The sequence below is a fragment of the Pseudomonas synxantha genome (assembly GCF_900105675.1).
Classification (GTDB): Bacteria; Pseudomonadota; Gammaproteobacteria; order Pseudomonadales; family Pseudomonadaceae; genus Aquipseudomonas; species Aquipseudomonas synxantha.
On the sequence record NZ_LT629786.1, the window covers coordinates 3,379,137 to 3,395,585 of the forward strand.

The 16,449-nt window shown below is 52.7% G+C and carries 12 protein-coding genes and 3 pseudogenes; 7 read left to right on the forward strand and 8 right to left on the reverse strand.

All coding sequences use genetic code 11. The features are described 5' to 3' along the window. Window positions 1-7: 7 nt before the first annotated feature. Window positions 8-337, forward strand: a complete 330-nt coding sequence (locus BLU48_RS15665; RefSeq protein WP_057023622.1) for a hypothetical protein — start codon at window positions 8-10, stop codon at window positions 335-337. Window positions 338-467: 130 nt separating this feature from the next. Further along, entirely contained in the window at window positions 468-1,427 is a 960-nt protein-coding gene (locus tag BLU48_RS15670) for an ArdC family protein (protein ID WP_057023621.1), read from the forward strand. A 131-nt stretch (window positions 1,428-1,558) separates the two neighbouring features. On the opposite strand, the gene BLU48_RS15675 is transcribed toward BLU48_RS15670, so the two are convergent. Next, the gene (locus tag BLU48_RS15675) at window positions 1,559-1,756 is read right to left on the reverse strand and encodes a DUF7740 domain-containing protein (protein WP_007901093.1); all 198 of its coding nucleotides are present in this window, start codon (window positions 1,754-1,756) and stop codon (window positions 1,559-1,561) included. 221 nt (window positions 1,757-1,977) lie between these two features. Here BLU48_RS15675 and mobH point away from each other — a divergent pair, with 221 nt between their 5' ends. Then, complete coding sequence (mobH, locus tag BLU48_RS15680; RefSeq protein ID WP_057023620.1) at window positions 1,978-3,699, forward strand: MobH family relaxase; 1,722 nt, start codon at window positions 1,978-1,980, stop codon at window positions 3,697-3,699. A gap of 572 nt (window positions 3,700-4,271) precedes the next feature. Here the strand turns inward: mobH and BLU48_RS15685 are convergent. Further along, window positions 4,272-5,027 carry a hypothetical protein gene (locus BLU48_RS15685; RefSeq protein WP_138233639.1) on the reverse strand — a complete coding sequence of 252 codons (756 nt, stop codon included), beginning with the start codon at window positions 5,025-5,027 and terminating at the stop codon, window positions 4,272-4,274. Next, the gene (locus BLU48_RS15690; RefSeq protein WP_082636667.1) at window positions 5,024-6,643 is read right to left on the reverse strand and encodes an RNA-directed DNA polymerase; all 1,620 of its coding nucleotides are present in this window, start codon (window positions 6,641-6,643) and stop codon (window positions 5,024-5,026) included. The genes BLU48_RS15685 and BLU48_RS15690 overlap by 4 nt, the downstream gene beginning before the upstream one ends. A 674-nt stretch (window positions 6,644-7,317) precedes the next feature. Between BLU48_RS15690 and BLU48_RS15695 the strand changes: the two genes are divergently transcribed. After that, window positions 7,318-8,007, forward strand: coding sequence for a restriction endonuclease (locus BLU48_RS15695; protein WP_057023617.1), 690 nt, complete (start codon window positions 7,318-7,320; stop codon window positions 8,005-8,007). On the opposite strand, the pseudogene BLU48_RS15700 reads toward BLU48_RS15695, so the two are convergent. From BLU48_RS15700 to BLU48_RS15710, 3 genes and pseudogenes are all read right to left on the reverse strand, one after another. Then, a pseudogene (locus BLU48_RS15700) lies at window positions 8,004-8,294 on the reverse strand (IS3 family transposase); the annotation flags it as partial. The gene BLU48_RS15695 and the pseudogene BLU48_RS15700 overlap by 4 nt on opposite strands. 4 nt (window positions 8,295-8,298) lie before the next feature. Beyond that, window positions 8,299-9,675: an IS30 family transposase gene (locus tag BLU48_RS15705; RefSeq protein WP_082636666.1), complete on the reverse strand. Its 1,377-nt coding sequence runs from the start codon at window positions 9,673-9,675 to the stop codon at window positions 8,299-8,301. 65 nt (window positions 9,676-9,740) lie between these two features. Continuing rightward, window positions 9,741-10,606, reverse strand: a pseudogene (locus tag BLU48_RS15710) (IS3 family transposase); the annotation flags it as partial. Between the two features lie 11 nt (window positions 10,607-10,617). On the opposite strand from BLU48_RS15710, the gene BLU48_RS15715 reads away from it, so the two are divergent. Both BLU48_RS15715 and BLU48_RS15720 read left to right on the forward strand, forming a co-directional pair. After that, a complete protein-coding gene (locus BLU48_RS15715; RefSeq protein ID WP_057023615.1) occupies window positions 10,618-12,597 on the forward strand; it encodes a DUF4365 domain-containing protein in 1,980 nt (659 codons plus the stop codon). 399 nt (window positions 12,598-12,996) lie between these two features. Then, a pseudogene (locus BLU48_RS15720) lies at window positions 12,997-13,462 on the forward strand (integrase arm-type DNA-binding domain-containing protein); the annotation flags it as partial. Between the two features lie 101 nt (window positions 13,463-13,563). Here the strand turns inward: BLU48_RS15720 and BLU48_RS15725 are convergent. Both BLU48_RS15725 and BLU48_RS15730 read right to left on the reverse strand, forming a co-directional pair. Next, a complete protein-coding gene (locus BLU48_RS15725; RefSeq protein ID WP_057023613.1) occupies window positions 13,564-14,616 on the reverse strand; it encodes an SDR family oxidoreductase in 1,053 nt (350 codons plus the stop codon). 36 nt (window positions 14,617-14,652) lie between these two features. Then, on the reverse strand, window positions 14,653-15,369 hold the full coding sequence (locus tag BLU48_RS15730; RefSeq protein ID WP_138233640.1) for an SDR family oxidoreductase: 717 nt from the start codon (window positions 15,367-15,369) through the stop codon (window positions 14,653-14,655). A 137-nt stretch (window positions 15,370-15,506) separates the two neighbouring features. Here BLU48_RS15730 and BLU48_RS15735 point away from each other — a divergent pair, with 137 nt between their 5' ends. Next, window positions 15,507-16,388 (forward strand): LysR family transcriptional regulator, encoded by an 882-nt coding sequence (locus tag BLU48_RS15735; protein WP_057023611.1) that lies wholly within the window; start codon window positions 15,507-15,509, stop codon window positions 16,386-16,388. Window positions 16,389-16,449 lie beyond the last annotated feature (61 nt).

The following is a 16,449-nucleotide window of genomic DNA, read 5'->3' on the forward strand; positions in this document are numbered from 1 at the left end:
GCACACCATGTCCGACTCACTTACGCCGGAAGCACTGAACACCCTACAGTTGCCCATTGTGTTCACGCCTGGCGCGTGGCAATACGCAGTACTGCTCGAACGCTCAGGTCATCCTGAGAAGCTGCAGGTCGATCGGCTGAGCAACGTATTGCGCGCAGCCTTCGAGGCTCACCTGGCCTCTCCACACGAGCCCTATGTGGTGTTCGAGGTAGCCCAAAGCGCGTCAACGGGTCATCCATGCCATGACCCATTGCTGCAACTGAGCCTAAGCCTGCTCCTAGAGCCAGGCCAGCCTAACGCCTTGCTGATAGCGCTTGCAGGAGAACATCAACGCTAAACGCATACGGTCGTACTCGGCCCCCAGATCCACACTCAGACGGCATGCAAGCCCTGCATCAATCCAACCCACCGGGGAACCCTCCCCGACGGGCAAGGCGTTCCTCCGTTTTTCTCTCGAGGAAATTGCCATGCGCGATATCTACCAAGACGTAACTGACAAGATCGTTACTGCGTTAGACCAAGGCGTCGCACCCTGGATCAAACCCTGGTCCTCAAGTGGCTCCGCTTACATCGGTCATCAACCCTACCCCGTCAACGCCATCACGCGACGTCCGTATTCGGGCATCAATTTACCGCTGCTCTGGGCCGAGGCCAGGTTGCAGGGGTTCACTCAAGATCGTTGGCTGACTTTCAATCAAGCCAAAAAAGCTGGCGGGCACATTCGTAAGGGTGAGCACAGCACTCTGGCGGTTCTCTACAAGCCGATGGAGCGCGAGGAACAGACCGAGTCAGGCCAACCCGTACTCGATGAAAATGGTCGACCCAAGGTCGCTCACTTCGGTATTCTCAGGACGCATTTTCTGTTCAACATCGAGCAAACGGAGGGGCTCGAAATGCTCAATGACACCTTGCTCGAGACGGAACAGAGTGATCCCTTCCAGCCCAACAGCGCCGCAGAAAATCTGTTGTTAAGTTCAGGTGCACGCATCGTTCATCGGCCTGCCGACGAAGCCTTTTACCACCCCATCAGGGATCTCATCCAACTGCCAACAAAAGCACAATTTCACGATGAAGCCGGGTACTACGCCACCGCACTCCACGAGCTGACGCACTGGACCGGGCATCACGCTCGGTTGCAGCGCGAAGGCGTGACGTCCGCCTGTCCGTTCGGCTCGCCAGGCTACGCGTTTGAGGAGTTGATCGCCGAGATGGGCGCTGCTTTTTTATGTTCCTACGCCGGTATACAGGGGGTGCTGCGGCACGAGGGCTACATTGACTCCTGGCTCGGCCTGCTCAAGGCTGACAAACGTGCGATCTTTCGCGCCAGTGGTCAGGCCCGAAGCGCCTCGGAGTATGTGCTCAACCTAGAGCAGCAACTGAAGCAGATGGGAATGGATGACTCACGATGCATGAACGATGGAGCTTGATCGTTACCTCACCGCTGCAATCGCATCACAGGGCCCTACGCGAGTAGGCCCTTTTTTCTGCGCCCAAAAAATTCCCCATGCCGCGGGGCTCGGATGCAAAGAGTCAGAGAGGGGCACACACGCGTAGCCTGTCATTCCGCATCCAAGTTCTGCGCCAGAAAATCCACCAGTTCGAGTGGACTTCGGCTGTCGATCACTTTGTAGATCAGATCACGCTTACTGCGCGGTAACTTCTTGACCACGCTCTTCGCCGAGGCCCTGACGGCTTCGTCGGTCCCATGGATACGTGCCGCGAGCAGCAGCACGAGCGTGGCGTCAGTGAGGTTCATGGCAAGACCCAAAAAAGATGCACCGCAGTGTACCGACTCTTGTCTTTTCCGCACTACCCCCAACAAAACGATGCCTAGCAGTATCCATATTCCGATTGCCGCACAAAGGGACACGAGCCAAAAGGACGGGTAAGGGTTGGAAGGGAATGGGGACTCAAGGGTAAAAGCTCTATCCGAAAAGGCTAAAAGGCCACTGACCCAGTCACTTCCCGGAGGTCACGATGCTCAATCTGTTTCGCCACAAAAGGCGGAAGCCCCCTCCTCCGCCGACCGTGAGCGTCGCCGAAGGCTACCTGCCCATCGAGTCGGCACACAGCTTGTTAGCCGCGGAACACCGCCGTCAGTTGCTCGATCGCATCTGGCAGTACACCGCCCTCTCCCACGCCCAATTCATCCAGCTCTATTTTAATCCGATCCATCGCTACGCCGAACAGGTCCAGCAACTCCCGGCCAGCGAAACACATCATCATGCGTATCTCGGCGGCATGCTCGACCATGGCCTAGAGCTGGTCGCTTGCAGTTTGAAACTGCGTCAGTCGTATCTACTTCCCACCGGCGCTGCACCCGAAGACCAAGCCGCCCAGACCGATGCCTGGTCGGCTGGCATCGCCTATGGCGCCCTGCTGCATGACATCGGCAAGATCGCCGTGGACCTGCTGGTCGAACGCCAGGATGGCCATGTTTGGCATCCTTGGCAGGGTCCGCTGGATCAGCCCTACCGTTTTCGTTACATCAAGGGTCGCGACTATCACTTGCACGGCGCTGCCGCAGGCTTACTCTATACCCAGATTCTCGACCGTCCCATCCTCGATTGGCTCAGTGGATTTCCGTCGCTGTGGGCCAGCTTGCTGTATGTCCTGGCAGGTCAGTACGAGCGTGCTGGTGTGCTGGGCGAGTTGGTCATTCAGGCCGACCGCGTCTCTACCGCGCAGAACATCGGTGGCAATCCGAGCAAGGCGCTGCAAGCACCGATTCATTCGCTGCAACATCACTTGATCACCGGACTACGTCATCTGGTTCAGCACGAGCTGAAACTCAACCAGCCGGGTGCCGCGGGATGGCTGACCCAGGACGCCCTCTGGCTGGTCAGCAAGACGGTCACGGACAAGCTGCGAGCCTATCTGCTGTCGCAAGCGATAGAGGGGATTCCGTCGTCCAACCTTGCGGTGTTCGACGAGCTGCAATCGCATGGGCTGGTCGAGTCCACTCCGGAAGGTAAAGCGATCTGGACCGCTCTTGTCGCTCAGGGAAATTGGCAGCAGAGCTTTACCTTTCTGCGCCTTCAACCGGCGTTGATTTGGGGGAGCGAAGACCGCCCCGAGGCTTTCAGCGGAACGGTGAGCGTGGCAGTCGATGACCACCCGACTGACGCCCCGGTATCACCACCGCCGAAGGCAGTCAGTACAAGGTCAACTCAAAGCCAATCGCGGCCCGATCCAATGACTAAGGAAAATGCGGACTACTTAGGATCGTTGCTGGATATGTTCGAGTTAGAGAAGCCTGAGGCCTGCGATGCACCGTCCGCAATTGCTCTCGAAATCTCAAACCCTCCTGCGAATAACTCTGGTCAGGTTTTCCTGAATTGGGTCAGGGAAGGCATCCAGAGCCACAAGCTGATCATCAATGACAGCAAAGCGAAAATCCACACTGTGGGTGGCAGCGTATTTCTGGTAACACCTGGCCTCTTTCAACGCTATGCGCAGGAGTTTCCTTGTATCTCTCAGGGCGCCTGTCAAGAGATCGAAGAATGGCGCTGGGTGCAGAAGCAGTTTGAGAAACTGAAGGTCCACAGAAAACGTGACGATGGCTTGAACATATGGATCTGTCAGGTCGAAGGTCCTAGGAAGAAAGCGAATCTCAAAGGTTACTTACTCGAGACACCGGCGTTGTTGCTCAACATTGTGCCTGCCGACAATCCTTTTCTTAAAATCGTCAATGCTTAAATTTCCATAGCAGCCTATTGGATCCCTACGACGTTCTGTATCGCGAGTACTTGCCAGCTTTCGTCCTCTCCACTCAGTCCTATCACGGTCAATAACGGTCTTTGCAGCCTCATACTTTTTTAATTCGATCCTTTAGCCACAACTGCACCTGCTTTCGAACTCACACATCCCCAAGTCGTCAAGCACCGTAACCGCTCATGCCCCAGGCTTTAGCGAAACCGACACTGCGGCCATCCACCTCGACCACTTATCCAACCCGGAGAGCGGCTGTGATGAGCCTCTGCCATCGCGCTCCCTCTTCAGGGGCGGGTAGGAACATCGAGCCGGTCATCGTAAATCACCTCCAACCCAGGCTCCGGATATACCGTCTGCCCGGAAACCATAGGCATGATTCCTCGGATGCTGCCCGAGAGCCTCCAAGTGGTTTGCGCGATCTCTCATACGCGGCATCCACTGAATCGTCCCGTCATTGCAACGCCCATCTGAACGCAATAGAGCGGCGATCTTGGGCACTTGGATTTCTTATGGTCAGGATGCTTTTAATTAACGCCATCACTTTCAGGGAAGCACGTTCAAAATTTACTAAGCCCCACCTCAATCAAGGCGCGAAACTTCTCTACTAGCTGAAGCTTTGACCCTCCTGGAGATACTAATCGAACCAATTCATCAAAATCAACCTCCACCATTTTATTGACTCTGGGATTAATCAGTACGCATGACTTCCACTCAGTAGAGTTAGTTTCGATGGCGTATAGATAACTCATAAGCCAGTACATAAGCACCTGCCGATAATCCGCAGAGGAAAAATTTTTAGCAGAACATTTTACCTCAACCAAACAATCTCCAACTGCGAAATCCCCGACACCAGATGATATCCAACCATATCCTGGGATTTTTGGAGCAATCACCACATCCGAAAGCGGTAGAGATTTTGAACCCGCCAAGCTTGCCAAACCCCTGACTAAATTTTCCCCCGTCACTTTAGCGACGACCTTATCGCCTTCTGCCAAAATCAAAGGTATTTCGGCATCATAGTGGAGCCGTTGTTTAGCAACAGCATTCAACAGCAGGACATCCCAACTCGGCAAACAACCGGCAACCAAACTACTTTCAGCGACCCCAGATGCAATCTCAAAAAGCATCGATTTTTGGAGGCTGCTTTCAGACAAAAGTTTATGATCAATTGTTTCGAATGCCGGAATAGTAACACTTATACGATTAATGTAAGTGACAACCCTGGGAATGAGGTGTGGAAAGATAGTTTCAAAGACCCCTGAAATTTCCCGCGCTACTGTCCGAGGATCTCCGCCCATCCGAGGGCCGTTCATTGTTCACACCACCTAACGTAAGCAGATGCAAATTGATCTGTTCCTCCGCTATCAAACCCTAGACCCCACGCACTCAACACTGAAGCTCGCAATTGCTTTTTCATATAAGCGCCATCATCACCAAACTCTGTAGCGGCAAGCCATACCATTCTCTGCTCCCCCGCCCCACATGTTGCCCAGCGCGAGCGCAACGCAATGAATCGATCTCTGTCTTTCCAGCTTCGCCAACAATCAATGCAGGCTCGACCGACAGTCTCTGTGTGCCCAGAAGCGTAAAGGCTGGCCACATATTTAGCGCGAGCATCTGTACGGCGAAACCTCAGAGCCCGTAAATAATGCAAGCAGTTACTGTCTACAGAAAGTAAATGACTCGAATGTAGTGGAACTGAGTCTAAGAGATTATCAACAGCTTCGTGAATCGTGACGTACTCTGGTTCATCTCTAAGCTGGGAAACGCCCCTCAAAATTTTAGAAAAGGATGCACGAAAGGAATGCATGTTAACCCCCGTTAAAAGGGCGGTACAAACTTCCAACGCAATCGGCGGTGCAAGTAGCCTCAACGTTCTGCTTACTTGAGTGACGATAAAATTATCAGGTTGCGACTTCTCCAACTCCCCACCTACAAGTCTCATTACATCCAAGTGCTGTACAGCTGCTTTGAGTTCTTCGTAGTCAGCCTCGGCGGTATCGGAATACGGATCAAATCGCAAATCAATCGCCCGGAGAGCATTGGATTGCTCATCATCTCCGCCCAGCTGCACCTTCACCAACTCGACGTAATGAGGAACAGCTAAGAAGCTCGTCTTAGTTTTGTTTAGTGAAAGACCATAATCAGCTAAAGCATGGGATAGAACGGCTAATACTCTATAAGCAGAGTTTTGATTTTCAGCTACCAATACAAAGTCGTCGACATATCGCCGCCATACAACACCTTCATCCGTAAGCCTCTGATCAATTTTCGACATTAAGAGCTCGGCTAAAACCCTGGAGCATTGTCCACCTACGGGCAAGCCGAATGATCGGCCTGAGGCGAAGCTGCTCAGCATACGATCCACCTGTACAGAAATGGTCGGAGAATCAGGAAACAGCTCATCAATAAAGTTCTGAATGCGATGATGATATATATGCTCATAGAAACTTGAAACATCCGTCTGCACAACGACCGCATTAGCAGGTGCCGAGAGGCAATCTTCGAGTGTCCGCTCCTTAAACTTGCGCCAACTTTGACTCGCATCAAAAAAGCTTGGACCCACATCGGAGAACCTGTACGAATGGGCACGGTCACTGCGATGCGGCTCATGACGTTCAGCTATAGCCGCACCTAGAGCATTGAAATAAAAATTCCAGAACGGGTGTATCTTTGTGGTCACTCTAAATCCAGCAGGCCCAGCAGGAGTTAACAAGCGCTCTGAAAAGAAAGAAACTTCATTGAATTTATGTACCGCAAATTCTTTACCTCCCCTCGCTACTGCCGCCGACATTCTTTCAGCCACCCTTATTAGGATATCTTTGGATTCAGCGACAAAACGACAATCGACGTCGAAGGGAAGAGTATCGTTGTCTCCGTGCGCGGCGATATCGTCAATGGCTCGGCTGAAGTGCTCTGTCGTTAACAAGTCAGTATTGCTCCCAATCTACGTATTGACGCCCTCTGGAGGCCTATATCTTAGGATCATAGCCATAAAGAGGTGATGCGCGGGGAATTACGCGGGGAGCACGGTGACCCCGAAGGAGATATCTCCTTCCCGCGTTAAACCTACCGCCCGTGAGGTCTGCTCGGTTCTGACGAACTGCCCCGGGCACTGTAGACATCTCCAGCCTATGCTGTAGTTCGATAGGCGTGTTTGCCGTTCAATTACAGAAAGCGTGCCTTGCTAACAGCCTCCCCCCCCCCGAAACCTTACTGTTCAACATTTCCTATGCTTGTCGAGCAGCGCCTAACGTCGCTCGATCACCACCTCGGGTCGCCTAGCACTAGAAAGCGTTACGCGGTGGGTAGTGGAAGATAAGTCCTGCTACGTAAAGTCCGAACGTCATCAATTGAACCGCAGCAATGCTGGCCACGCCCTCTTCGTCTGGACATTCTAGCTACTCATCGCCGCACGGCTTATGATGATGGCAGCTTGGCATTGCCCCGCTTCGTTGTAGGAGCGCTTCGGAGCTACGCAGCTTTTCTAATCCACGAATGGATCCTGGACTCCGCGCTTCGCGAAATGGTCTTCAGGGCTTACATTCACGAGGAAAGTACGTTTCCCGCGCAATGTCAGTCACTCAACGCTAGGAGCGAAAATTGGTCGAAGAAGTAGTGTCATTCATCACCCAAGAGGACGAGACAGCGGTTCGAGAGGATAGAACCCAAGCTCCCGAGCTGTTCACTCTTGATTCCGGCCAATTACCTTTCGAACGAATGGGCGACGCTCATTTTGAGCTTTTGGTCGCTGATGTCTTCCGCGAGGAACTGCAAGCTGGCTCAGAGGACTGGTTCGACACTGTAAGTCGTCTTAACGACGGCGCAGACCAAGGGCGTGACGTAATTTTGTTCAACGATGGCAATCCCATCGGAGTGGTTCAGTGTAAGCGCTTGAAGACAACACTCGAGCTCGAAGCACTTATTTATGAGATTTGTAAATTCTTTTTATATGCTCACATCAGACCTCAAATCTGCTCGGCTCCGGGAACTCCCTTTAGATATTACGTGGCAGTTGCCGATAGCGTTAGCACCAAGCTTTTTGAATTTATGCAAGGAACCGGGCAGGCTCGCTTTGATGATTTGCGTGCGACCTTTCAAACAAAATGCGGCACCGTACGCACCAGATCTGAAACTTTAAAAAAACACCCCCTGCTCAAAGACCTCACAAAAGCTGAGCTATGCAATATTGTCTGGCAATGGATACCGCAATTACGGACTGCCGTTTTCAAGAAAGATAGCCTTTCAAGCCTCGTGGCCAAGTACCCAACTGAATCGCCCCGGGTTTTCTAGACACTCTCAAGGCTCGCTGCGTAACGCTTTTCAAACTCTACCGGTGACAGCTGATTGTTGAAACTGTGGCGTCGTTTTGGGTTGTAAAACATCTCGATGTAATCGAACACATCATCTCGAGCATCCTGGCGTGTAGTGTAGATTTTACGCTTGATCCGTTCCCGCTTCAGCAACTGGAAAAAGCTCTCCGCCACAGCGTTGTCGTGGCAATTACCTCGACGACTCATGCTGGCTACCAGGTTGTTAGCTTTCAAGAAGCTTCGCCAGTCTGAGCTGCTGTACTGGGCGAATTCAACCGGTCGTCGCAACACTGGATTGTTGGACTGATTTTAGATACTCATTCAGTGCTTCGGCAGGTGTCTTCCAGCCGAGTGTTTTCCGGGGCCGCGTGTTCAGCACATTAGCCACGGCTTGGATCTCATGCGCACTCCAGCGAGAAAGATCGGTACCTTTTGGGAAGTATTGCCGTAGAAGGCCGTTCGTATTCTCGTTTGTACCGCGCTGCCATGGACTATGAGGGTCAGCAAAGAAGACCTTCACTCCGGACTCGATGGTAAATCGAGCGTGATCCGACAGCTCCTTCCCACGATCCCAGGTTAAAGATCTCCACAGTTCGATGGGAAGATCAGTCACTGTTTTCTTCAATGCGTTGGCCATACTAACAGCCCCGTATCCAGCCAGCGCCGGGCCGTTCTTCGTCCGGGGAATTAGCCCATAACCTTTCTCGCGAGGCAGATGGACGAGCATGGTGAATCGAGTTGAGCGTTCGACCAGCGTTCCAATCGCAGAACGGTTCAGACCAATGATCAGGTCGCCCTCCCAATGCCCGGGTACAGCTCGGTCCTCTACCTCAGCAGGGCGACTGGAGATCATGACATCCTCGCTGACGTGTGCCCATGCTTTGGCTTGCGCTCTAGCTCTCGGCACGCGCAATGCTCGCCCTGAGCGCAGACAGCTCACCAGTTCGCGTTTGAGAGCTCCTCGACCCTGAATGTAGAGCGCCTGATATATGGCTTCGTGAGAGATACGCATGGATTCATCGTCCGGAAAATCGATCTTGAGCCGGTTGGTAATCTGTTCGGGCGACCAGCCATTGACCCATTTACGGTCACTGCGATGTGGTTTATTTCGGCCTTTGAAGGGTGCTTGTCGAGGCCCAGCAATCTCACGGCCATCAGCGTCTTTAACTTTACCCTCAAGACGGTCTCGTATGTATTGATGCAATCGCGGATTAGTGACCAGTTTCGCTGGCTTCGGTCTCTTGGCAACTAGTTCTGCCTTCCATTGCGCAACTGAAGCTCGATATTCAAACCGACCGCCACGAGTTGCAGCATTACGTGTCAGCTCCCGTGAAATTGTCGATGGGCTTCGTCCAAGGCGACGGGCAATCTCACGAACACCAACACTTTGCGCCCGAAGCAGCCCAATCTCTTCTCGCTCTGCGAACGATAAGTACCGTCCTGAAATGTAGTTCGACATGAATAATGGCATCCCGCCCCGATGACGGAACCAGCGTGTGCCTACCGCTGTTGATACGCCAACGGCCTGTGCTGCTTTTTCGCTTGTGATGCCGGTCGCGATCTGCACCCAGAACAGCCGCTTGATCTCATTACGAAGTGACGGCGCACCTGGAGAACGCATCGCTCCCCGGCCCGTTAATTTTTGCATCCATCCTGCGGGTCGTCCCATAAACACCTCGATCAAAGGTGTTGCGACGACCGGTTGAATTCGCCCTGACTGCCTTGATCCGAGTGGATCATCACCTCTTGCTTCGGCTTACGTCTCCAAACCGCCATCAGCAGTGCATCAATGGCTACGTCGCTGGTCATCTGCGACTTCATTGACCAACCAATGATCTGGCGTGAAAACAGATCGAGCACCACGGCCAAATACAGCCAGCCTTCATATGTTCGGATGTAGGTAATGTCTGTGACCCAAACTTTGTTGGGTTCTCTGACATCGAATTGGCGCTTCAGTAAGTTCGGTGAGGCAACGGCTGGCTTACCACCGTATTTTCCAGGCCTCCGTCGATACCCAGTCTGAGAACGTAAACCTTCAAGGCGCATCAACCTAGCCACCCGGTGACGGCCACAGCTCTCACCAACCTCTCGCAGGTCATCATGGATCTTTCGATAGCCATAAACGCCACCGCTTTCCAGCCAGGAGTGTTTGATCAATCCAAGCAGTCGCTGATCGTCCTTGGCTCGCGCAGATTTTGGTTCTGATAGCCACGCGTAGTAGCCGCTGGGATGAACCTTGAGCGTCAGGCAAAGCCGTCGAATCGCGTAATGACCCGCTTGCTGCTTAATAAAGGCGTACTTCAGCCGCACTCCTTGGCAAAGTACGCGGCGGCCTTTTTTAAGATGTCTCGCTCCTCCGTCACCCGTTTCAGCTCGGCACGTAGACGACGAACCTCAGCGCTCTGATCATCCTCCTCAACGCGCTGTTCCTGGGGCTTGGTGTAGCGCTTAACCCAGGCATAGAGGCTGTGCACAGACACACCCAATCGTGCAGCCACCTCCGAGACAGGAAGCTGCTTTTCGGTCACTTGCTTGACCGCCTGGATTTTGAATTCTTCGGGATAACGCTGGTTGCTCATGGCACCTCCTAATGGGCCTCATTTTAAGGCTTGGAGGTGTCTACGAAACTAGGGGCGATTCACGAACTGGTAAGCACTGGGAGCGTATAAACCCTCTCAAGACTGCCGAGTTGCAAGCCATAGCATCCAAGTGGCATATTCAAATATGGGAAAATTTCAGCTGGATCGGGATACCGTGTATGACACCTGGTGAAATCGGCATTGAGGCTGGTAGGATCTTCAATTACAATCTGCCGTCTAACTGGCTGTTCAGATCACAAGAGGATCAGAACGATCACGGCATCGATGGGGAAATCGAGGTCACCGATGAGAAAGGGATAGCTCAAGGCAGCGACTTCGTTTTCAAGGTGCAAATCAAAGGCGAAGCCAACTGCACCATCCTCAAAAACCAGCTGATCCTCTCATTTAATTTACCGACCAGCAAGCTCCAATACTACCTGTCATTCAACATACCCGTCATTCTAGTAGTCGTAGAAATATCGAGCGAAACCATTTACTGGATTTCAATCACCGACAATGACGAGCTTATCGCCAAAGCAAAGAGCATTGAAACCAGTTCTACTCAAATCCACATCCCCACGCAAAATACAATAAAGAGACGTGACGACAATCTAGCTCAGAAGGTACTAAGCGCTGTGATCGCCTCTTGGGATTTTTTAGCACTCAAAGGCGTAAAGGGTTCAATCCAGCGGTTCGCCGATCTTGACCCCAAGCGACTGGAAAGCAGAATCGCAGAGATGGGTAACGCCTTGTTCAAGGCACATCACCAGCACCTAGAAAATCTTCTCTGGCAACAAGATTTTTTAAAGATATATAAAGTCTCAAGCGACCTGATAAAATCAGCGATCGTACCCGCGACAAATCGGTTTGTCGCAGCCCTATTTTACCGCATAGCATTAAGAGCGGCGCCTCTACATCAAGCTATAGGTGATCAAGCTAGAGACGTCGCAAACATAAGCATGATATTAATCTCGCTTGCGAAAGAAGAGAAATCGGTCAATCTCAGACGTTACGCTTTCGGGCTAGCACGAGCTGCCAAGCTTAAGTACGAGATCGATAGCTTAATGGCCAACAACAACGCTGCAAAAGCTCTTAGCAACTCCCCTGAGGGATACCTTTTCCGCCGTGAACTGCACAAACAGTACAAAACAGTCTGCACAAGCATAAAGAAAGTAATCGACCTGCTGAGCCTAATCGCTGCAAAAGGACAGTACCAAATCCTTTACGAGACGTACCTTGAGTGCGTTACTTCTTTGGTATTGTTTCGCATCATTCAAAAAGAAAAAGGGAGCGAAGACTCAATTGACTTCTTCCAGAACTGGATGGTCGCCATATTCCAATTCTGCCTCACGTACTCCTTCCTCAGCAATGACATCGAGCGAGCGGAGAAGCTTTACTCACTGGCCCTGCACTCGAACCTTCTCAGCACTGAAGAAATAAAATCGCTCAAATCATTATTTACTACTATTGACCCCGGCGCCCTCGAAATAATTATGGCAGTTGAGGAAAATCATGAGCCTAAGATCGAGACAGACTTTTTAAAAATCAGCACTGAGAAACAAAAGGCATATTTCACAAATACAGCGCGAAATATGGGAATGGACCCTGAGGATCCAGATAACGTGATGGGTCAGATAGTAGCAAGAGCGCTGACAAACTTCGACCCCACAGAAATAGTTAAAAACTGCGAACATCTGTTCATTCACTACAAGCCCGGTGGGATAGTCGCGCAGACATTACAGATGCATTCCGCCGGGGGTATGCACCTGATGATCTGCCTTAGGCACAAATACGTCCAAGGCACAGGTAATTTGCTAAAACTTCTTTACACCCCAGACATTGAGATCCCAGGGCACGGTTTTAAGAAAAACCACTGCGATAACTGCTCTGACTGCACACCCCGACCACCCGACTGGAAGTGGTCCTTAGCTTGGCAGGAAAGCGAGAAAGCGAAGCACATGGATTTCCTGAAACTCCTCAAGGGTTGGTAGCCGTTCGTCTATGCGAGAAATTGGCTAAAACGGGGCGGTTCCCTGAGCTCACCCACTTCCAGTATGGAACCACACTGAAAACCACCCAATACCAAACCGGTCTTGGGTCCGGAGTCGCCATGTGCGATCGCTCGCACATCGGGTGCGAACGGGGACAAACCTTGGGGCACAATTTATGATCAGAAGGCCTAAAAACCCCAGCCAGAGCCTAGTCAAAATGTTTTTTGGGGACCCCGAGAGTTTGTAACTGAATTCCACAGAGTTCCAAAAAACCTTTAATAACATCGGGTTATAGGATTTTTTCGTCCACTACCGCTTGCCTGAATCCACTAGATTCTAGCGCCCTTGGGGGAAAAATCAGGGTCAATTTCGGTTCCTTGACAAAGGATGCCCCCACCGATGCCCTCCACTACTGCGGTTGTTTTCAAGCGAAAACTCAGCGACGCCATCATCCGCACGCTGACCGGGCCCGGCAAGCACGGTCGGCAAGTCCCCCTCCAAACGCTGGCGATTAAAATATCGGCTGCACGGCAAGGAGAACCGTTTCTCGATCGGTACTTACCCCGATATCGGGCTGGAAGAGGCGTGCGAAATTGCCCGCGGTGCACGCCGTGACGTCGCCAACCACATCTTGCCCATTGGCAAGCAGCCGGTTAGCGAGATCAGGCTAGAGCAAGGCACTACGATCATCACCGAACTGCGTCGCCTACGTACTATGGCCTTGGCGAGGCGCGTGCGCACCATTATCCGTGCCATCCTCGGCTTCGCCGAAGAACGTGGCCGGGTTGAATGCAACGTGGCGCTCAGCAACATCGAGGAATTGAAAATCCGCCACGTCGTCACCAGCAACCCGGCGATCGAAAGGATCTGGCTGCACAGCATTGAGCAATGGGGCATGGAGCAGGCGAACCCAGGGCGATAACAACCGCTACCGCCGAAGGAAAAATTGAATCGATTGCGATCAATTCAATGACTCGGCAGGAATCCTTTCTCTGCCAACCACTTCAATGCATCAACCATAATCTCCTCGTTATTCACGACTTCGGTGAACCCCGCACGACGAATCTTATTCATGTCCGAGATCATGTCGAATTCGGTGTTGAAGATGAAGTCACCGAATGGCCACCCAACCAGCTTTTCATAAGGCAGTGTGTTCAGCTCATGCTCAGATACCAGTCGCTCCCAGTCCTTCGCTTTACCGGGCATGTGCTTGGCGAGAGAAAACGGCTGAGGCGTAGCGACCTCCATGTTCAGCGCTTCGGCGGTTTTGATCCAAATGCGCTCCCAGCGGAACGGCTCACCTACCAGGTTGAACGCTTCGTTACGAGCTGTCGGAGCGAGTGCGGCCCAAAGGCTCGCACGTGCCAGCCAATGCGCGTCGGTGAGTTGAGCAACGACCTCTCGATACGTGCGCATGGAACCAGGGAAACGCAGTGGCACCCCTGCCTGTTTACTCAGTGCTGCGAAGACACCTATGACCATCGCGATATTCATCGGGTTGCCCGCAATGTCGCCTACCACCACATCTGGCCTGAGGATGCTCCAATCCAGGCCATCGGTGATCTGCCTTTCTCTGAGCAAATCCTCTTGGGCGTAGTAGAAGTTGGCAGCCACATGCCGTGGGTCGTCTTCATAGAAAGGTGCGACGCTGGCGCCCAAGTGAACGCCATACACTTTGGCGCCCTGATAATGCACCACCCGCTGTAGCGGTGCTCCGTTGGCCTTCAACCCATCGAGCACGTTACGGAGCATCACGGTGTTGATTTCAGACTCACGCGCCAGATCAGGATCAGTCTGCAACGCCGCATAGAACACGTGGGTGGTATCGGATGCAGCTTCGAGCGCTTGTCGGGTTGCCTCTGCATCACTCAAGTCACAATCGATCGCCTCGACGCCCGGCAAGTTTGTTTTACGCAATGCCCGAACAGTCCAGTCAGGTGCGCTGAACAGCGTTTCAACCAATGCGCTGCCAATGATTCCGCTGGAACCCACAACGAGCGCAACGTGTTTATCGTTCATATCAAAATCCTCAAGTAGATCCGCAAAGACTTGGCGTCAGGCAATGCGACCACCACCATCAACGTGGAGCACGGTGCCATTGATGAAGCCATTTCCCATCAGTGACAGCGCAGCGTCTGCAAGATCGTCAGCTTGGCCGACGCGGCCGACGGGAAGGCTACCCGCGACGCTTTCGAGAAGCCCTCGACGGTCCTCATTGCTCAGGAAGTCCCATGTTGGGGTATCAACGACGCCGGGGGAAACGACGTTGACCCGTACCGGTTTGATCTCCAGTGCCAACGTCATGGCGAAACCTTCGAGCGCGGCGTTCAGCGCTGCGACAATCGATGCCCCAGGCGCAGGTCGGTAGGCTGCCAGGCCAGAGAAGAACGTGATCGAGCCCTCTTTGGCGATATGAGGAGTGGCGTATTTCGAGGCGTAGAACGGCCCCCAAAACTTTGAGACGAGCATCGATTCCACTTGCCCAGTCGTGAGATTCGCCACGGGAGCGAACGTCAACTCGGCAGCCGTGGTGACCAGATGATCAAACGCTCCAATATCCTCGAATGCGCTTTTGACTGCGGCTTCATCACCGAGATCAAATGCCCGGTAACTAGCCGAATCACCAAGCATGACTGCAACGTTGCTGAGCTTGTCAGCATTGCGGCCACCGATAACCACCTTGCCACCAGAAGAAATCACCTTCTTGGCAAGTGCCAGGCCCATACCGGAGCCACCACCGAGGATGACGACTTTTTTACCTTCAAATGACATACCAGAGTCTCCCATGTCTCATGGTCTTTTTGCGACGCGACATGCGTCCACTAAAAAGCTCAAGCGTTAAGTGGGACTCAGCGTATGCTTACGGAAAATGACTAGGTAGATCCAAAAAAGAGAAGCAGCTTTGCACTATGGGAAAGCCAAACATACTTGATGGAATACCGGAGCTGGTTGCGACGGTTGAAGGCGGCAGCTTCAGCGCAGCAGCGAAGATCCTGGACTCTTCGGTCGCCAACCTCAGTCGCAAGGTCGGCGCGCTGGAACGCAGCCTGGGTCAACAGTTGTTGCAACGTACTGCACGCGGCTGCGTACCGACCGAGGCCGGACAAGCTTTTTACAAGCAATGCCGGGGACTCATGGACGGGATCGAAGAGGCTCATGATGAAGTCCGCCTGGGCCGCTCACAGCTTAAAGGCCATATCAAAATTAGCCTGGCTGGGCATTTCGCTGAAACCACCCTGCCCCCGCTGCTGGCAGAATTCGCGCTGCAATATCCCAGCATTCATCTGTTCATCAACGTCACGGCGCGCAATGTCGACCTGGTCAGCGAAGGCGTCGACATCAGCGTTCGGCTGGGTCCGCTTGCAGACTCGAACCTCATCGCCAGACGACTCATCAACTTTCCCCTTCGCACGCTGATTGCCCCTGACCTGTTGCCATCGGTGGCTGATTGCAAACATCCCGGTGAGCTGCCGCCATCGCTCTGCCTTTCGCTATTGAGCCGACGCTGGAGTTTTCAAAAAAGTAAAACCGTTTATCACCTGCAACCAGCAGGTCGGATCGGCAGCGATAACGGACTGGCGCTTGTAGCGGCAGCACAGACTGGCTTGGGTATCATCCAAGTGCCGAGCTATTACGGTAATGCTGAGGTGCAACGCGGGGACCTGCTACCAATCTTCGATGATTGGCAATCCGAGGATGAATTCGAATTCTTCCTGGTGTTTCCCCCAACTCGATATATCCCTGAGCGGGTGCGGGCTCTGGCCGATTTCCTGCACAAACGCCTGCAGTAAAAAGCCTATAGCCGAGAATAGCTCTCTTTGAAAAGCCAATACATAGGATGTTAGGATCTAT

Coding starts and splice junctions, on each gene's coding strand:
- BLU48_RS15665 (WP_057023622.1), top strand. CDS start 8: ATGTCCGACTCACTTACGCCGGAAGCACTGAACACCCTACAGTTGCCC.
- BLU48_RS15670 (WP_057023621.1), top strand. CDS start 468: ATGCGCGATATCTACCAAGACGTAACTGACAAGATCGTTACTGCGTTA.
- BLU48_RS15675 (WP_007901093.1), bottom strand. CDS start 1,756: ATGAACCTCACTGACGCCACGCTCGTGCTGCTGCTCGCGGCACGTATC.
- mobH (WP_057023620.1), top strand. CDS start 1,978: ATGCTCAATCTGTTTCGCCACAAAAGGCGGAAGCCCCCTCCTCCGCCG.
- BLU48_RS15685 (WP_138233639.1), bottom strand. CDS start 5,027: ATGAACGGCCCTCGGATGGGCGGAGATCCTCGGACAGTAGCGCGGGAA.
- BLU48_RS15705 (WP_082636666.1), bottom strand. CDS start 9,675: ATGCAAAAATTAACGGGCCGGGGAGCGATGCGTTCTCCAGGTGCGCCG.
- BLU48_RS15715 (WP_057023615.1), top strand. CDS start 10,618: ATGGGCCTCATTTTAAGGCTTGGAGGTGTCTACGAAACTAGGGGCGAT.
- BLU48_RS15725 (WP_057023613.1), bottom strand. CDS start 14,616: ATGAACGATAAACACGTTGCGCTCGTTGTGGGTTCCAGCGGAATCATT.
- BLU48_RS15730 (WP_138233640.1), bottom strand. CDS start 15,369: ATGTCATTTGAAGGTAAAAAAGTCGTCATCCTCGGTGGTGGCTCCGGT.
- BLU48_RS15735 (WP_057023611.1), top strand. CDS start 15,507: ATGGGAAAGCCAAACATACTTGATGGAATACCGGAGCTGGTTGCGACG.